This is a genomic window from Shewanella sp. 10N.7, from assembly GCF_020806285.1.
Lineage (GTDB): Bacteria > Pseudomonadota > Gammaproteobacteria > Enterobacterales > Shewanellaceae > Shewanella > Shewanella electrodiphila.
On sequence record NZ_JAJGZS010000001.1, the window covers coordinates 38,029 to 54,454 of the forward strand.

The 16,426-nt window shown below is 41.2% G+C and carries 16 protein-coding genes and 1 pseudogene; 10 read left to right on the forward strand and 7 right to left on the reverse strand.

The genetic code is table 11. The features are described 5' to 3' along the window. Window positions 1-1,511: 1,511 nt before the first annotated feature. The gene (locus LMH66_RS00160; protein WP_229367452.1) at window positions 1,512-1,847 is read right to left on the reverse strand and encodes a DUF962 domain-containing protein; all 336 of its coding nucleotides are present in this window, start codon (window positions 1,845-1,847) and stop codon (window positions 1,512-1,514) included. 145 nt (window positions 1,848-1,992) lie between these two features. Further along, the gene (locus tag LMH66_RS00165; protein WP_229367453.1) at window positions 1,993-2,622 is read right to left on the reverse strand and encodes a GNAT family N-acetyltransferase; all 630 of its coding nucleotides are present in this window, start codon (window positions 2,620-2,622) and stop codon (window positions 1,993-1,995) included. Window positions 2,623-2,753: 131 nt separating this feature from the next. On the opposite strand from LMH66_RS00165, the gene LMH66_RS00170 reads away from it, so the two are divergent. Beyond that, window positions 2,754-2,984 carry a DUF2789 domain-containing protein gene (locus LMH66_RS00170; protein WP_102527928.1) on the forward strand — a complete coding sequence of 77 codons (231 nt, stop codon included), beginning with the start codon at window positions 2,754-2,756 and terminating at the stop codon, window positions 2,982-2,984. 68 nt (window positions 2,985-3,052) lie between these two features. On the opposite strand, the gene LMH66_RS00175 is transcribed toward LMH66_RS00170, so the two are convergent. Further along, complete coding sequence (locus tag LMH66_RS00175; RefSeq protein WP_102527868.1) at window positions 3,053-3,439, reverse strand: DUF3192 domain-containing protein; 387 nt, start codon at window positions 3,437-3,439, stop codon at window positions 3,053-3,055. Window positions 3,440-3,633: 194 nt separating this feature from the next. On the opposite strand from LMH66_RS00175, the gene LMH66_RS00180 reads away from it, so the two are divergent. Next, complete coding sequence (locus tag LMH66_RS00180) at window positions 3,634-3,969, forward strand: hypothetical protein (protein ID WP_102527867.1); 336 nt, start codon at window positions 3,634-3,636, stop codon at window positions 3,967-3,969. 157 nt (window positions 3,970-4,126) lie between these two features. Further along, complete coding sequence (locus tag LMH66_RS00185) at window positions 4,127-4,900, forward strand: Zn-ribbon-containing protein (protein ID WP_102527866.1); 774 nt, start codon at window positions 4,127-4,129, stop codon at window positions 4,898-4,900. 153 nt (window positions 4,901-5,053) lie between these two features. Here LMH66_RS00185 and syd read toward each other — a convergent pair whose 3' ends face one another. Beyond that, window positions 5,054-5,701 (reverse strand): SecY-interacting protein, encoded by a 648-nt coding sequence (gene syd / locus LMH66_RS00190; protein WP_229367455.1) that lies wholly within the window; start codon window positions 5,699-5,701, stop codon window positions 5,054-5,056. A gap of 59 nt (window positions 5,702-5,760) precedes the next feature. Between syd and queF the strand changes: the two genes are divergently transcribed. Beyond that, entirely contained in the window at window positions 5,761-6,615 is an 855-nt protein-coding gene (gene queF, locus LMH66_RS00195) for an NADPH-dependent 7-cyano-7-deazaguanine reductase QueF (protein WP_229367457.1), read from the forward strand. A 65-nt stretch (window positions 6,616-6,680) separates the two neighbouring features. On the opposite strand, the gene LMH66_RS00200 is transcribed toward queF, so the two are convergent. Then, complete coding sequence (locus tag LMH66_RS00200; RefSeq protein ID WP_229367459.1) at window positions 6,681-7,640, reverse strand: 4'-phosphopantetheinyl transferase family protein; 960 nt, start codon at window positions 7,638-7,640, stop codon at window positions 6,681-6,683. Between the two features lie 764 nt (window positions 7,641-8,404). Continuing rightward, window positions 8,405-9,310, reverse strand: a complete 906-nt coding sequence (locus LMH66_RS00205) for a LysR family transcriptional regulator (protein WP_229367467.1) — start codon at window positions 9,308-9,310, stop codon at window positions 8,405-8,407. 121 nt (window positions 9,311-9,431) lie between these two features. On the opposite strand from LMH66_RS00205, the gene LMH66_RS00210 reads away from it, so the two are divergent. From LMH66_RS00210 to LMH66_RS00235, 6 genes and pseudogenes are all read left to right on the forward strand, one after another. After that, window positions 9,432-9,770 (forward strand): sugar nucleotide-binding protein, encoded by a 339-nt coding sequence (locus LMH66_RS00210; protein ID WP_229367474.1) that lies wholly within the window; start codon window positions 9,432-9,434, stop codon window positions 9,768-9,770. 129 nt (window positions 9,771-9,899) lie between these two features. Beyond that, window positions 9,900-10,076: pseudogene (locus LMH66_RS00215) on the forward strand (SDR family oxidoreductase); the annotation flags it as partial. Window positions 10,077-10,158: 82 nt separating this feature from the next. Further along, window positions 10,159-11,346, forward strand: coding sequence for an MFS transporter (locus LMH66_RS00220; RefSeq protein ID WP_229367478.1), 1,188 nt, complete (start codon window positions 10,159-10,161; stop codon window positions 11,344-11,346). An 80-nt stretch (window positions 11,347-11,426) separates the two neighbouring features. Continuing rightward, on the forward strand, window positions 11,427-11,834 hold the full coding sequence (gene grxB, locus LMH66_RS00225; protein ID WP_229367480.1) for a glutaredoxin 2: 408 nt from the start codon (window positions 11,427-11,429) through the stop codon (window positions 11,832-11,834). 28 nt (window positions 11,835-11,862) lie between these two features. Beyond that, the gene (locus tag LMH66_RS20520; RefSeq protein WP_229367482.1) at window positions 11,863-12,051 is read left to right on the forward strand and encodes a hypothetical protein; all 189 of its coding nucleotides are present in this window, start codon (window positions 11,863-11,865) and stop codon (window positions 12,049-12,051) included. A 10-nt stretch (window positions 12,052-12,061) separates the two neighbouring features. Further along, window positions 12,062-13,180, forward strand: a complete 1,119-nt coding sequence (locus LMH66_RS00235) for an alkene reductase (protein ID WP_229367490.1) — start codon at window positions 12,062-12,064, stop codon at window positions 13,178-13,180. Window positions 13,181-14,051: 871 nt separating this feature from the next. Here LMH66_RS00235 and fusA read toward each other — a convergent pair. Continuing rightward, on the reverse strand, window positions 14,052-16,091 hold the full coding sequence (fusA, locus tag LMH66_RS00240; protein ID WP_229367491.1) for an elongation factor G: 2,040 nt from the start codon (window positions 16,089-16,091) through the stop codon (window positions 14,052-14,054). Window positions 16,092-16,426 lie beyond the last annotated feature (335 nt).

The following is a 16,426-nucleotide window of genomic DNA, read 5'->3' on the forward strand; positions in this document are numbered from 1 at the left end:
TATATTTGTGCTCCCTGCACCATCCATGCGTCTAACTTGCTCCGTGCGCTATCCTTATTCAATCCTTGATGTTCCATGTACACTAAAGTACTGTCCCTGTTACTCGATTATCCTTTGACCGAGCCTGCTCAAATCCTTAAGCGTGTCCTTTAAATCATCCTTGGGGTTCTTCCATGACATCCTTGCTTCAATTATCTGCATCCATTGCAATCACTGTTATCCTTAACAGCGTAAATCCATTTTACTGATGTCCAAACATTAAAATCCATTTCACCATAAAGTCTTTCATCATCTCTGATGTCAGTGTCATCCATTAACACTGTCGTTTTCCTTAACGACGCTTTATCGTCCACTTAATTAATGTGTTATAAGTCATCATCCTGATGAGCAACATCAATAACTAAGGTAATAACTAGGGTTCATCCTGAGCAAGCCATTACAACAATCTATTGTAATCAGTCTCATGTTACAGCCACTTGCTAAAATCTTAATTAGCAGCAGTTTTGTTTAAAACTACTAAACACATCCTGTGCTTATCTGCTTCCTTGTGACTTATTTTAAGCAATATGTGAGTAAATAAATATGCACAAAACACGCAATTAACACAGCAGCAACAAACAGCAAAAGCCAAACCAAAAATTAAACCAATTGATACAACAACTTAAAACAAAACGCTCCAAATAAGCCAATCTAAAAGCGCTAAGTCTCACAGCGCTTGTGAGATATATCTCACAAGTCGAGTGGAAAAGTAAGAAGCTAAGTCTTTTGACCGACTTACATATTTAACATTTACATAGCAGGCATGCGTAAGCATGTATAAAAGTAGGCATGCATAAATATTGATTTCAATTAAGCATAAAAAAGCGCAACCTAATAAGGTTGCGCTCATTTTACTCTTCGTTAGCTATCCTGCTAAATTGTGCTCCCTGCTCCATCCATGCGACTAACGTGCTCCTTGCTCCATTTTCCTTTTAACTCAATTTCCTTGTACTACCCTTGAAGAGTATTACTTGAGTGTTCATTCCTTTGAATCAGTCAATCCTTGTGACTGAGAGGCTAACTCCTAATATACCGTCCTGGTATTTGCTTCCTGCAATCCTTCATCTTCCTGATGAGGTTCATCCTTGTTTCAGTTAATCATTAACTGAGCTTATGCCCATTCCTTGAGCGTGTCCTAGTTTCATCCTGAAATTGATACACTCATCCATAACTAATGAAAGAGCATTTTTATTCACTTTAAGCACTAACTCAATTAACTTTGATTGTGGCTACATCCTGTAACTCACTCAATTAATTCATTGATTGCTTAATAAGTTCATTGTAAATAATAATTGAATTCGAAATCAGCCTAAAAACCATTGAAACAAAATATTCACAAAGTAAATATTACAGCTAAATACATAAGCATCTGTTTTTATTTATCTTTTAATTAAATGGTGAGAAATTAGATAACTCATAACGAAAGAATACCTACACTACTGTGAGATAAGTCTCACAAGCATAGGTAACAGTTAGCTTGAAGGCGAGCCTAAACCAAGGCGCTTTTTTAACATTTGTGCAAACATCACCCAGTCGGCTAGTAAGCTATATAAAGGATATTCAAATGTGGCAGGTCTATTTTTTTCAAATACAAAGTGTCCTACCCAAGCAAAACCATACCCAATAACTGGCAAAAGCCATAATTGCCACCACTGTTGATTCAACAAAGTAACAATGATTAGCACAATGATTAAGGCACTGCCGACATAATGAAGTCTCCGGCAAGTTGTGTCTTGATGTTGTGATAAATAGAAAGGATAAAAAGATTTAAAGTCTTGATACTTTTTTTCACTTATCTTTTCATTCATAACCGTCACTCATCTTTTCATCCATAACCGAAGCTAATTGTAATAATATAAATTAACGCAAAAATTTTTCTTAAACGATCAGCTACTTCATGAAGTTAGCTAATGGTTAGATAATAGGTAGCTAATAGCTTGTTAACTGAAGCTTTTACTTACTCGGATAAATTAATATTTCACCATCTACGCTACCTATAGAAAGTTCAGATAAATGATTAAAACCTTCGCGGGCAAATAGCTCTGCATGTTTAGGGTTATTCACAAACACCCCAATGCCATCTAAATCAGGCTGTTCATCACACCAACTTAATACTGCTTCGATCAATTTTGCACCGTTACCTTTACTTTGTTCATTAGGGGTTAATGCAATAAATTGCAGGATCCCATATTGCTTACTCGGCAAGCTTTCTAAGATGCTGTGTTCTTTTTTAATTAATGCCTGAGTGGAATTCCAGCCTGTTCCTAGTAGCATTTTCAAGCGCCAATGCCAGTAACGGCTTTCCCCTAGCGGCACTTGGTGAGTAATAACACATGCAACGCCAATTAGGCGATCACCATCGAACCAACCAATTAAAGGTTGTTCTTGCTGCCAAAGCTCCGTCAATTCTTCACGAATAGCTGCGCGAAGCTTTTGCTCGTAACTTGCCTGATTTGTTGTAGCAAGTGCTTCAATAAAGAAAGGATCATCATGGTAAGCGTTATAAATAATCGAAGCTGCCACTCGCAAGTCTTCTGCCGTTAAGTAAACGGCTTTATGCTCTGCCAACACGTTCTGTTCCATATTCTCACTCATTGCTAAATCAAGTTGATAGTTACAACTTAACAAGTTTGAAACATATTGCAATTTTAATGCTGTCACCTACGCTTAAAGTTAATTTAATCGCGAAATTTAAGCATAATAACGGGACTATTATGGACACGACTTCAGCTACGCTTGCACACTTATTTGAACAACTCGGTTTAGATGCTACAGAGGCCGGTATCAAGCTTTTTCTGTCACAACATAGTATTGATGCCAATACCAAGTTAACCGATGCAAGCTTTTGGAATCATGCTCAGAAAGCATTTTTAGAAGAGAGTTTAAAAGAAGACGCCCAGTGGTCTGAACTCGTGGACCAACTGGACGTTCTTTTAAGGCAATAGCTAAGATTCTATCTAAAATTGCATAGCCATAAAATATTGATAAAAACTTACCCAACTAATGGCTTGTATTAAATCTTTTGATACGCGGTTTCACCCCAACCCACTAATTTATTGTCACTTATGACTACTGGGGTACATTCATCTTTAGTGGTTTTGCCATCGCCTTTACTCCACTGCGTACGATAGAAAAGCACATTCACTTCTTTCTTCGGACTTTCAGCATCAGCTTGAGTCACGTAAGCTTCACTAAAATCTGCTGTGCCCATTAAAATAGTGACTTGATCGCGCGCCATACCAATGGTTAATTTTGATAAGTTAGTTCTATTAGTTTGTTGCTGTTTTTCCCAGTAAGAATCACTACGATTACCTTCATGATCACCAACATTCAACACACAACCACTCAAAGAAAGGCTACTCACAGCCATTAAAAATGCTAAACCCAATTTTGTTTTCATGATACTTCCCTTTTATTAAAATGATTCTCACGTAATTACTACTCAAACTGCTTTTGAGATACGTTATAATGTTGTCAATCATCATTAAGCTAAAACCGTGCCAAAATTTATATAATTGATTTTATTAAGTTTTATAAATATCTAATTGGCGGTTGAGCATTTTCACTAATCAATATTGAGGGTTTTCACCAATTATGAGTCCAATCGAACAGGTCCTCGCAGCGGCAAAAACTATCGCAATGAATGGTCATACACCGACAATGGCATTGATTAAGGGGAAATTAGGTGGCCGAGTACCTATGCCAATTCTTATTCAAGGCTTACAGCAATTCAAAGCCATTCCGAAAGAACAATGGCAAACCTTGCCAGACTTAGGCGATGCGCTTGAAACAACTAAACAAGCAACAAATGATGCACCTAGTATGATTGAGCAACAATTAATGGCTCAAATGCAGCAAATGAAAATTGAATTCGAAGCTAAAATAGAATCACTAGAAAAGCGTGTTTTACAGCTTGAAAATAAACAATAACGATTGAAGTACAGCAGTATTTTCATTTAAATATATGAGTCTGCTGACACAAAATTAGTGCCTTAACTTGTGCACTCACATTGACTTAGTACACTCACATTAATTTAATGCACTGGAACCTTGTCATTTTACAGTCCAAGAATTGAACGGAAACCCCATGTTTGTCACAGAGCTCAGATTTGAATGTTTTGCGGATACCACGATAACCGCAGCCGAGAAAGCCATTAACCATTACCTCGAATCATTAAGAGCAAACGGTCAAATTTTAGGAAGAGAATTCGCTGTTGCATTTAACGAAGGTGAGTTTAAAGTCAGGTTGTTAATGCCGGAAAAAACCAGCTTATCGAGCCGTCATAACAGCCCTTGGACTAAACAAGCTTTACTGCAATTGACTGAAGCAAAGTTACTTGCGCCACGTGAGAAGTACATTGGCCAAGACATTAATTCAGAACAAAGTAATGAAGAAGCACCAAGTTGGCAGGTGCTTTATACCAGTTATGTTCATATGTGTTCGCCACTGCGTAGCGGCGATAACTTGTTACCTATTCCGTTATATCAAATCCCTGCCACATTTAATGGCGATCACAAAAGAGTGATCCGCTGGCAAACAGAGTGGCAAGCCTGTGATGAATTACAAATGGCTGCAGCGACTCAAGCTGAGTTTGCCGCTCTAGAAGAAATCACCAGCCATAAAAGCGACCTATTTAGACGCGGTTGGGATATACGCGGCAGAGTCGAATTTATCACTAAAATTCCAACCTACTATTATTTATATCGTGTAGGTGGTGAAAGCCTAGCCAAAGAGAAAGAACGAGCTTGTCCTAAATGCGGCTCGAAGGAATGGCGTTTAAATGAGCCATTACTCGATATGTTCCATTTTCGATGTGAGCCTTGTCGAATCGTGTCTAATATTTCTTGGGATCATCAGTAAGCTTGTACTCATAAGCCTTTAGCTAATAAGCCCTTAGCTAATAACTTCTTAATTAATAACCTCTTAGGCTATAAGCCTGCGGTTCAAAAAAGCCTGACTTATAATGAGTAAGTCAGGTTTTTATTTTCACATCATGCTAAATGCGCTGATTGATCATTTACGTTTCAGTAAATCATTACACATCATCTTCATTCGCTGCCAAATTCCAGGGTGAGCGACATAATGGTCTTCAACAATAGGCGCAACTGGCGGCATAACGCGCGGCGATAATGCATCGATGAATTCGGCTAAACTGTCAGCCAGTTGGTCTTTAGGTTTATCACCTGGAATTTCGATCCACACACTGCCGTCTTCATTATTTACGGTGATCATTTGGTCACCATCACCTAATACACCCACAAACCAAGTTGGCGCTTGCTTAAGCTTTTTCTTCATCATGAGATGACCGATCACATTTTGTTGCAAAGATTCAAAGTCTTGCTGATTCCAAACTTGGAGTAATTCACCCTCACCCCATGTTGAATCAAAATACAAAGGCGCAGAAAAATACTCACCATAAAATGCATTAATATCTTGATGTAATTTGAGATCTAAAGCGTGTTCTACATTACTGAAATCAGAGCTGTTTTTACGTTTAACAGCCTTCCAAGAAACGGCTTCATCTGATTCAAGATCGTACTTACCTTCAATGCAGGCGGATCCTTGCCCAAGTGGGAAATAACGGGGAAACTCGCCTAATACATCCTGATAAGCTTGAATATAACGGCTAGAAAAATGATCCAATGAAGTTGAACAAGACACTTAAGATGCTCCAATTTTGGGTTATAATATAAGTCTATTTTGACACGGAAACAGACTAGATGACACACAATCACGACCCCTATAGTGATGCAGAGGCACTTAAAGGACTCACTTTAGGCCAAACGACGCAATATCAAGCAGAATATGATGCTTCACTGCTGCAAGGGGTTCCTCGTAAACTGAATCGAGATGCCATTGAATTAACTGATACGCTTCCTTTTCAAGGTGCTGATATTTGGACAGGTTACGAGCTGTCTTGGCTAAATGCCAAGGGTAAACCCATGGTCGCTATTATTGAAGTTTACTTAGCGATTGAAAGTGATAATTTAATCGAATCCAAATCTTTTAAGCTATATCTCAACAGCTACAATCAGACACGATTTGACAGTGTTGAACAAGTGCAGCAAACATTAGTTACCGACTTAAGCCTCTGTGCTAATGGTAACGTCAGCGTCAAAGTCATTGAGCCAAAGCATTTTAATACCCAGCGTATTGTTGAATTGCCGGGTCACTGTATTGACGAGCTTGATATTGAAATAGATGACTATCAGTTTAAACCTGAGTATCTTGAAAACAGCACTGATGATAAACACGTAGCAGAAACGCTGACTTCAAACCTGCTAAAATCCAATTGCCTTATCACCTCGCAGCCTGATTGGGGCAGCGTAATGGTCCGTTATCAAGGCCCTAAAATTGACCGTGAAAAACTGCTGCGCTATTTAATTTCTTTCCGCCAGCATAACGAGTTTCATGAGCAATGTGTCGAGCGTATTTTTACCGATTTAAAGCGCTATTGTGAATGCACAAAATTAACGGTTTATGCCCGCTATACACGTCGTGGTGGTTTAGATATTAATCCATTCAGAAGTGACTTTGAGCAGCCAGCAGAAACTCACCGTTTAGCTAGACAGTAAGCGGTGTAGTGACAAATAAAAACGGATTAAGCGCGGCAAGTGAATTGCCGCCTTGCTATCTAAGCTCAAAGGATGTCGGAAAAGTTGACTTGTTTAGCCTTCACAACAACCTTACTTTCAGCCCCGCATTCGACGCTAATCGCAAATCGGTATGTTTGATCAATCCTGCCTAAAAAACATTGCCAATTTGATGCTGCGACATATTGCTTTGTGTCGGTTTCACACAGCAAGCTCAGTGGGATGCTATCAGACAATAACAACTCCTTGTTTAGTAACTTATAAGTACTTGACGCCATGTGCGTAACTGGCACTTTATGAGTAGTTGACACATTATGAGCAATTGACAATGGTTCATGTGAAACTGGCAAAGGACAAAACTGCAGGTTCTTGAGGTCAAAAGCAAACGATATAAGTGACAATGCCAACCCTAGGCCTTTGGCTTTTATGTAAGATTCTTTTAAAGACCATAAATCAAAGAAGCGTTCTCGCTGTTGATTTTCTGGTAACGCCAATAACGCAGATTCTTCTGGGAATGAGAAGTAGTGATGTAAAATGGCATGAATGTTAGTACTGTTTCGGCGTCGTTCTATATCAACGCCAAAATCAACACCAAACTCTTCTGCAATCACTGAGTCTGCACTCTTAAAGGCAATAGTACCAGAATCATTAGTATTAGAATCAATCGTATTTTGGATCACGCCAATCAACAGCCACTCACCGCTATGGCTGACATTAAACTGAATACCCGTTTGCTTATATTGCGCAGCTGATAACCTTGGCTTCCCCTTCTCACCATATTCAAATTGCCACTGCTGTGGCGTAATACCTGCAAATTGGGACAACACTGCACGTAAATATCCACGTACCATCAAACCTTGTTCTCTGGCTGATCGTTGAACAAAGCGATCGACTTTAGTCAGTTCATTTTCAGGCAGCCATGAACGCACGATAGATGCACTAAAATCATCGAGTAAATCAGTACTAAGCGAACAATAAAACAGTTGAATGGTGATAGAAGACTGCAAATTAAGCTCACACAGAGTAACAATAGCGCATTGTCGCTTTTTTTAGGGTGTTGTTTCAACTAGCAGCTTATCTTTTTGTAATGGTTAACTAACACTGTAGAGCATTTAAACCACATTTTTTAATTCAATATTTTTCTGATGTGCGGTCATATAATTAATCGCTGAGTGCCTGTGCCTGCGTTTTTAATTGTGAATTACCCCACGACTAAAGATCTAGGGGTTTCTGCAAACCTAGATTAGGCTGCTTCTTTTTTCTCAGTTCCCTTAGCCGACGCCTAAAATCACTTGCTGCATATTTAACGCTTTGGTCTGAATGGAACATTAACTTATTGGTATTCGGTTGTTGTCGTTTAATCGCCAAATCTAATGCCTCTTTTGCTAATTGGGCATTTGGACTCGTTGATAGCGCATAACCCACTATGCTCTCTACATGATAAGTCTAATACACAAGCTAAATAGCTCTAGCCTTGATGTGTTCGTATATACGTGATGTCCTCAATACAGTGGGCATTCTTTGTTTCAGGATTAAACTCACGCTTTAATCGATTTGGTGCGTATTTATGCTCACAGCCTGCCTCTGGATACTAGTGCGTTTTCCTTTGGCTTAATGGCTTTAATACTCAGACGTTTCATCATTGTTCCGGTTTTGTGTAACCCTATCTTTTTACCTAGTTCATTAAGCTCTACAGTTATACGACGTTTACCAAAAATAGCGAAAAGCCTGACCGCTTGCGGTGCGGGAGTTGTCAATCAACTTAACCTAGCTAAAATCGTTCAATCAAGAAATCCAAAAACAAACGAAGTCGCTTAGGTTGATACTGGCGACTCAGGTAAATCATATTCAAATCAGCACCTGCAGAAGAGGTCGATGCGTTGAAGTTCTTCATATAACCATTTAATAACGTCACTAAACGCTGCTGTTTGATGTCTTCTTGCACATCTAGAATAGATTTCAACGCAATGCCCGCCCCATCTAACGCCCATTGACGAATCACTTCGCCATCATCAGAAAACCGCTTTGGCACGACAGTAGCAACGTTGTGTAGCTCTTCACCTTGAAAGTGCCATGTTTTCAGTTCTTCATTGCTGCGAACCATGGCTAAACAATCGTGCTGTACTAAATCTTGTGGCGTAATCGGCGTGCCTTTCTTTGCCAAATATTGGGGGGAAGCGCAAAGCACTCGGCGACTGGACGCCAATTTGCGAGAGATAAGATTGCTGTCGGCTAGCTCCCCATATCGAATAACGATATCTAAACCAGACTCTGCTAAGTTGGATAAGTTATCGCTTAGATAAAGATAAGGGATCACACCGGGATAGAGTTGACAAAACTCCGACAGTATTGGCGAAATGTATTGCTTACCAATATCACGAGGAGCCGAGATTTTAAGAGTCCCACGAACTTCTTTGATGCCAGTTTGGAGTAAGTTTTCCGTCTCTTTAACGCTGTCGATGATTTCCAAACATGCTTGATGGTAAATAGCACCAGAGTCGGTCAGTGAGATATGCCTTGTACTGCGATTAAGTAATTTCAACCCATAGCGGTCTTCCAGCGACTGCAATCTTGCCGTTACTGTTGCTGGTGATAAACCGAGCTCTCTGCCAGCCGCTGCCAGCCCTTGGTTCTTCACTATGCTGACAAACAGCGTCATATCCGAAAACTTGTCCACATTCCCTCCTTAAAATTCATTATTCAACTGAGCCGAATAATCTTTTCAAATATTACCCAATTATCAAATTTCTTCCAATCAATATACTAACCCTATAGAAACGAGATTGGAGAAACAAATCGTGAAAACAGAAAAAACCATTTATGTCGTACTGGGTGGCACATCAGGTATTGGTGCTGAACTTAGCCAACAACTTGCAAATGACAATGCGGTTGTACACGTAGCAAGCCGCAAAACAGAGCTAGACATCAGCGATGAACAATCGGTTTACCACTACTTCGAAAGCATCGGTAGTTTTGACCATCTTATCATCACCGCTGGTTCTTATGCTCCGGCTGGCAAAGTGATGGACGTAGAAGTTTCACAAGCAAAATACGCTTTTGACACCAAATTTGGGGCGCCATCAACGCAGCGAAACAAGGAGTACGCTACATCAAGAAAGGCGGCTCAACCACACTAACTTCTGGCATGTTATCGCGCAAAGTTGTTGCTAACACCTACGTAAAATCAGCAATTAACGCAACCATTGAAGCGACCACTAAAGTACTGGCGAAAGAATTAGCTCCGATCAGAGTGAAAAACTGAGGCGTATCAAGGCATGAACGAAGACGACAGGAATGCCTTGTTCAAACATACACAAAATAGCTTACCAGTGGGCAAAATTGGCGAAACCCGCGACGTTGCAAAAGCTTACCGACTTCTGATTGAAAACAGCTACATGACTGGCGCCGTGATTGATGTCGATGGTGGTGCACTGCTTGGCTAGCAACAAGTAAAAACAAGGTACCAGAGCAATAGAAAAGCATGGCACCAATTGGTTCAAAGGAAATAAAGAAAGAGAGTCCCCCATGAATAAAGAAAAAATGCCGCTGCAGGTATGGATCTTAACGCTTGCAGCTTTTGCTATCGGTACCGCGGAATTTGTTATTGCAGGAATTCTTCCTCAAGTCGCTAACTCATTGTCCATCACTGAAGGGCAAGCGGGCTACCTAATCAGTGCCTACGCGCTTGCCATTGTGTTTGGCGGTCCAATACTTACGATTTACTTAGCACGCTTTAACAAGAAAGCGGTACTAACTGGGCTTATGGTGTTGTTTATCCTCGGTAACGTATTGTCTGCTTTCGCACCAAACTACTTTGTGTTGATGGTGAGCCGAGCGATCACTGGCTTAGTTCAAGGTCCTTTCTATGGCATCGGCGCCGTGGTAGCGACTAATTTAGTTTCAGAAAAAATGGCAGGTCGTGCGGTCGGACAGATGTTCGCGGGCTTAACACTGGCTAACGTTTTAGGTGTGCCTAGCGGTACTTGGATTGGCTTGCAATTCGGCTGGCACACCACTTTCTTGACCGTTGCTGCTTTTGGCTTAGTGGCTCTATTATTCATCACTTCAGTGATCAAATCCACCGGTCATGGCGAAGCAAAAGATGTCAAAGCCCAATTGACCGCGTTCAAAAACCCAATGCTACTTATCAGCCTAGCAATCACCGTATTTGCTTGGTCGGGGTTTATGACTTTGTATGGCTACATCGCACCTATCGCCATGCACATCACTGGCTTTGGTGAAAGTGCAGTGACTTGGATTCTGGTTATCGTTGGCGTCGGTCTGATTGTTGGCAACACCATAGGTGGTCGTTCATCAGATAAAAACCTACAAAAAGCGTCCATGTTCTGGGCTATCGCAATGATTGTGTCACTCGTACTGGTAGGCCTAACTGTAGACAACAAAGTGCTGTTCATTGCCACCGCCTTTGTATTTGGTATTGCGTCATTCGCTAACGTACCTGCAATGCAGCTTCGAGTGATGAATCACGGTGGTGAAGGTCAAGAGTTAGCGGCGACGGCAAATATCTCAGCGTTCAACTTAGCCAATGCCTTTGGCGGTTTCTTAGGGGGCATGGTTCTCGATAGCCAAATGGGCGCAGGCATGATCCCTTACACAGCAATCATTGTTCCACTTATTGGTTTGCTATTCATCGCCAAGGTGAACCGCAAAGAAAGCAAACAAGCCGAGTTAGCTCCAAGCTTCAACAATTAGTTTCATTTCTACTGGTAGCCCTGATTTAACACATGGCGAACAAAGCGAGGCTACCAAATACGAATCACTAGGAAAATACTATGAAACTCTACATTTACAAACATTGCCCATTTAGTGTTCGCGTCCGCTATGTTGCCCGCATGCACAATATCCAACTCGAAGTCATCAATATTGCTTATGACGACAAAACCACGACAGACCTAATTGGAACCAAGCAAGTGCCACTTCTTATCAAAGACAATGGTGAAGTGATGGCAGAAAGCCAAAATATCATCGCTTACTTCCTTGAGTTGGCAACATCTAGTAAAACAGGTCAACCGTCACAACAAGTGTTGGATTGGCAAAAAATCGCGTTTCTTCAACTGCAAAAAGTGGCCTGCCCAAGTTGCTCAAATATGGATTTGCCAGAGTTTGTCACTCTGTCTGCACAACAAGCTTGGTGCGCTAAAAAGGAAACTGATGCGCTCAATTTTGATGCACTTTTATAAGACACGCCAAACATTGCCAAAGAGGAAGATGCGCTCATCGAGCGCGAAAACCGTATTGAGTCTCGATTCCTACCAACATGTGACTTTGGTAGATGAAGCCATCTTATTTTCTATTTTACGCGGGTTCTTCAGTACCGCGAAAATCCAATGGGACGACGCCGTGAAAGATTGGATGGAATCGGTAAGCAACAAAACCCATGTACCACTACTTAAGTAAGGAACTGATCATGAGCAAACTTTTTGAACCAACAAAGCTAAAACAACTGACTCTACAAAACCGCGTAGTCATGGCACCAATGACCCGAGCACGCACCAGCCAACCGGGTAACATCCCAAACCAAATGATGGCGACTTACTATAAGCAACGTGCAACCGCGGGATTAATCATCTCCGAAGCCACCCAGATTTCAGACGATTCGCAGGGTTACTCGTTCACACCAGGCGTCTACACTGATGAACAAGTGGCAGGCTGGGAAGCCGTCACTCAAGCAGCAAAAGAACAAGGCGCTGCCATGTATTGTCAGTTATGGCATGTTGGTCGGGTATCGCACCCGACATTCCAAAAAGGCGAACAGCCTATTGCCCCATCGGCACTAAAACCAGTAGAAACCCAAGTGTGGATTGCCGACGAAGAGGGCAACGGCAACATGGTAGATTGTGAAGAGCCACTAGCAATGTCTCAAGTCGATATTGACCGCGTTGTAAGTGATTTTGCCCATGCAGCTAAACGTGCGATTGAAGCTGGCTTTGATGGCGTCGAAATACACGGCGGTAATGGTTATCTGATTGATCAGTTCCTACGTACCAATTCAAATCACAGAACCGATAACTACGGCGGTACTCGCGAAAACCGACTTCGCTTTTTATTAGAAGTAGTCGATGCGGTGAGCGAAACCATTGGTGCAAACAAAGTGGGAATACGACTCGCGCCTTTCATCACTTTTAAGGACATGAATTGTCCAGACATTGTACCGACCATCCTCGAAGCATCAAAACAACTTCAAGCTCGTGATATTGCGTACCTACACCTGTCTGAAGCGGATTGGGACGATGCTCCAGTGATTCCAGAAAGCTTCCGCATCGAACTGCGCGAATGCTTCACAAACACGATTATCGTCGCAGGCAGTTACACCCAAGAGCGTGCCGATGAGGTACTTGAAAAAGGTTATGCGGATTTAGTGGCGTTTGGACGCCCGTTTGTTTCTAACCCAGATTTGGTAGCGCGCTTACAGCACCAACAACCTCTGGCTGAACTAGATGGCTCAACACTATTTGGTGGCAATGAGCGTGGATACACAGATTACTCAGTATTTAATTGTGTAACTAACTCATTAGTAGATAATTAATAGAAAGTAGGGTGCAGTATGTATCACATAAATTGTTTTATACTGTGCTCTTCCTCTTACGGTAACGGTCTCCTTCAAAATCAATTCAACAGCACCTATTGACGTGTAATGGTTTTATGAATTTGGAGAGATTTATAGCTTAAAATAAGTAAAATCTCGAAGGTAATAAAATGGCCAGGAAAGTAAAAGTTAACGCCAGTACGACTCAAAAGTTTGAACATGCCAAATTAATGGTTAAAGAAGGCTAACAAACAAATCCAAGATATATCAGCTAGCAGCATTAGATAATCTTTAAATAGCGTGTAGTTAACTTAGAAATGAGCTTATCTCCTGAGATGAGTAAAAACAATTTTTATACCTAAGATAAGCTTCACACATTTTGTCTGTGGATCTTTTGACTTTTATCAAATATGTCGAGAAAACCCCGTGAGTCGAGCGCAGTGAAAGTCGCGGGGTAACTCACACTCAATCATTTGATCATGAATAGTAGAGAATAACGATGCAGTGCTATCAGGTTTAACCTCAATCCCTATTTGTTGTAAAGGGATATGATCTCAACAGCAGTTAAATTTTTCTGAAAACTGTAACGTTTAATTGAGTGTATAGAAGAAAGCTATGCAAACGAAAGCATGCTTCATTTAAGCTGTCAGTATGAAGATTAAGGCGTATTTCATTTTTATGTATTAAAGCGGAAATGCTGGAGGGTAAGGGATACCAAAAATAATAATTTCGACTTCTCAATTCAAAATATAGAGGTAGAGGATGTAATACTTGACTGGTTTGCTTGTGTATCAGTTCGTGTAACATTAATGGCACCTCAAAGTTGAGGCACCAATAAGTCATTGCTTTATAATAAAAATCTGTAAGCAAGCTAACTAATCATAGCCTTGAGCTCTTTTTGTGGCAATACATCGTAACGACTGAATTGCATCGAGAACTGACCATCTCCTCCGGTCAACGATTTCAGTCGAGTAGAATAGTTACTCACATTGGCTAGCGGCGCTTCTACATTAACCTCCACTAAGCCTTTACTGTTAGTCTGTGTGCCACACACAATACCGCGGGCAGAACTAATGTCACCGGTGATCTCACCGACATGGGTTTGCGCCACTTGAATATTCATATCAACTATCGGCTCTAACATTACAGGTTGCGCTAATTTCACTGCCTCCATAAAAGCTCTTTTACCTGCCATTACAAAGGCTATTTCTTTTGAGTCAACGCTGTGATGCTTGCCATCAAGCACGGTCACTTTAATATCTTGCAGCGGGTATCCTCCTAACTCTCCGACGAGCATGGCTTCACGAACGCCCTTTTCAACTGCTGGAATATACTGGCTAGGCACCGAGCCACCCACCACTTTAGAGACAAACTCAAAACCTTGTCCACGAGCAAGAGGCTCAACTTTTAACTCAACCTCACCAAACTGGCCTGAACCACCAGATTGCTTTTTATGGCGATAACGAAATTCAGCCTCGCCCATAATGGTTTCCCGATACGCAATGGCAGGAATGTCGGTTTCCATATCAACATTAAATAGATTCTGCGCTTTCTCCAATGCAATTTGCAGATGTAAATCCCCTTGTCCTTGCAATACAGTTTGGCCTTCAGCTTCATTGCGGCTGATTTGCAAACTAGGATCTTCTGCCACTAACTTATGTAACACTTCCGATATTTTTTGCTCATCACCGCGGCGTTTTGCTGATACCGCTAAGCCAAAAATAGGCTGCGGGAATTTGAGCTCCGGTAAATGGAATTCATCTTCATCATGACTGTCATGCAGCACTGCGCCTACTGTCAATTCTTCCAATTTAGCTATGGCGCAGATATCTCCTGGTAACGCTTGGTTCACATTGATTTGTTTGTCACCTTGCAACTTCATTAAATGAGACACTTTAAACGGCTTACGACCGCTACCAATAAACAATTTCATTCCCACAGAAATCGTACCTTGATACAAGCGGAAACCCCCCATACGTCCAAAAAACGGATCTATCGCCACCCTAAATACATGAGCTAAAACATGGTCTGAGGCTTTTTGTGTGACATTAATTGGCTTAGCATCATCACCAAACCCTTTAATAAACTGTGGTGGATTAGCTTCAAGTGGGCTAGGCATCAATTTAATCAGCATTTCTAATAACGAGCCAATACCAATATCTTGCTCAGCACTGGTAAAACAAACTGGCACTAAGTGCCCCATTCTTAATGCTGTTTCTAATGGTGCATGTAATTGCTCAGGGCTTAGTGATTCCCCCTGCTCGAGATAAAGCTCCATTAAGGCTTCATCTTCTTCTAATACGGTATCGACTAGCTCATCTCTGGCTTGGGTAGGGCTACTGAATAGCGTCGATGTGGTTTCATCACAATGTAAATAACAATCAACGACTGAATCCACAACGCCATCAGCATTGGTATGAGGTAAATTAACCGGCAAACAGCGATGACCAAATTGATGCTGAATATCCATCATCACTTCTGACACGTTTGTTTCATTGCCATCCATATGATTAATCGCAATGATCACCGCTTTACCTTGACGGCGCGCTGCTTCAAAAGCGCGTTTAGTGACAGATTCAATGCCGACACCTGCATTGACGACCAATATCACCGACTCAACGCCGGGTAAGGGTAATAGTGCACGACCAAAAAAGTCAGGTAATCCAGGAGTATCGATAAAATTGATGTGATGCGATTGATAATCAAGATTTAAAAAGGAAGGTTCTAAACTGTGGCGGTGGGATTTTTCTTGGGCAGTGAAATCAGCATGATTTGTACCCTTATCGACCCTGCCTTTTAAAGTGATTGCATCAGCGCTAAAGAGTAATGCCTCAAGTAATGAGGATTTCCCTGCGCCAGTATGTCCGAGCACTGCCAGATTGCGGATTTGCTCAGTGGTAAACTCAGCCATGATGGCCTCCTTTGTTCACATTATTAAACTATCCATATTTTGTCTTTGTATGTTTACAGCTGCCTATTATTTGCACTCAAACCAGTATACGACTGAAAGAAAGTGAATAAATTGACCTAGATCAGTCTTTACACCGACCCCATTTTTCATAACAAAATCACCCATTCAGCTTACAAGTGTTAGCTAGTTCTGGTCGTATCAGTGATTAATTAGTTTCGGGTGATTGTATCGACCTGAAACCTCAGGTACTCTGCATGCTCGTTTATGCTAAAACACTAATAATGAAGATGAACAAACGTTAATCTTCATTATGATTTTAAGAGTCCCAATAGATT

Coding starts and splice junctions, on each gene's coding strand:
- LMH66_RS00160 (WP_229367452.1), bottom strand. CDS start 1,847: ATGAATGAAAAGATAAGTGAAAAAAAGTATCAAGACTTTAAATCTTTT.
- LMH66_RS00165 (WP_229367453.1), bottom strand. CDS start 2,622: ATGGAACAGAACGTGTTGGCAGAGCATAAAGCCGTTTACTTAACGGCA.
- LMH66_RS00170 (WP_102527928.1), top strand. CDS start 2,754: ATGGACACGACTTCAGCTACGCTTGCACACTTATTTGAACAACTCGGT.
- LMH66_RS00175 (WP_102527868.1), bottom strand. CDS start 3,439: ATGAAAACAAAATTGGGTTTAGCATTTTTAATGGCTGTGAGTAGCCTT.
- LMH66_RS00180 (WP_102527867.1), top strand. CDS start 3,634: ATGAGTCCAATCGAACAGGTCCTCGCAGCGGCAAAAACTATCGCAATG.
- LMH66_RS00185 (WP_102527866.1), top strand. CDS start 4,127: ATGTTTGTCACAGAGCTCAGATTTGAATGTTTTGCGGATACCACGATA.
- queF (WP_229367457.1), top strand. CDS start 5,761: ATGACACACAATCACGACCCCTATAGTGATGCAGAGGCACTTAAAGGA.
- LMH66_RS00220 (WP_229367478.1), top strand. CDS start 10,159: ATGAATAAAGAAAAAATGCCGCTGCAGGTATGGATCTTAACGCTTGCA.
- grxB (WP_229367480.1), top strand. CDS start 11,427: ATGAAACTCTACATTTACAAACATTGCCCATTTAGTGTTCGCGTCCGC.
- LMH66_RS20520 (WP_229367482.1), top strand. CDS start 11,863: ATGCGCTCATCGAGCGCGAAAACCGTATTGAGTCTCGATTCCTACCAA.
- LMH66_RS00235 (WP_229367490.1), top strand. CDS start 12,062: ATGAGCAAACTTTTTGAACCAACAAAGCTAAAACAACTGACTCTACAA.
- fusA (WP_229367491.1), bottom strand. CDS start 16,091: ATGGCTGAGTTTACCACTGAGCAAATCCGCAATCTGGCAGTGCTCGGA.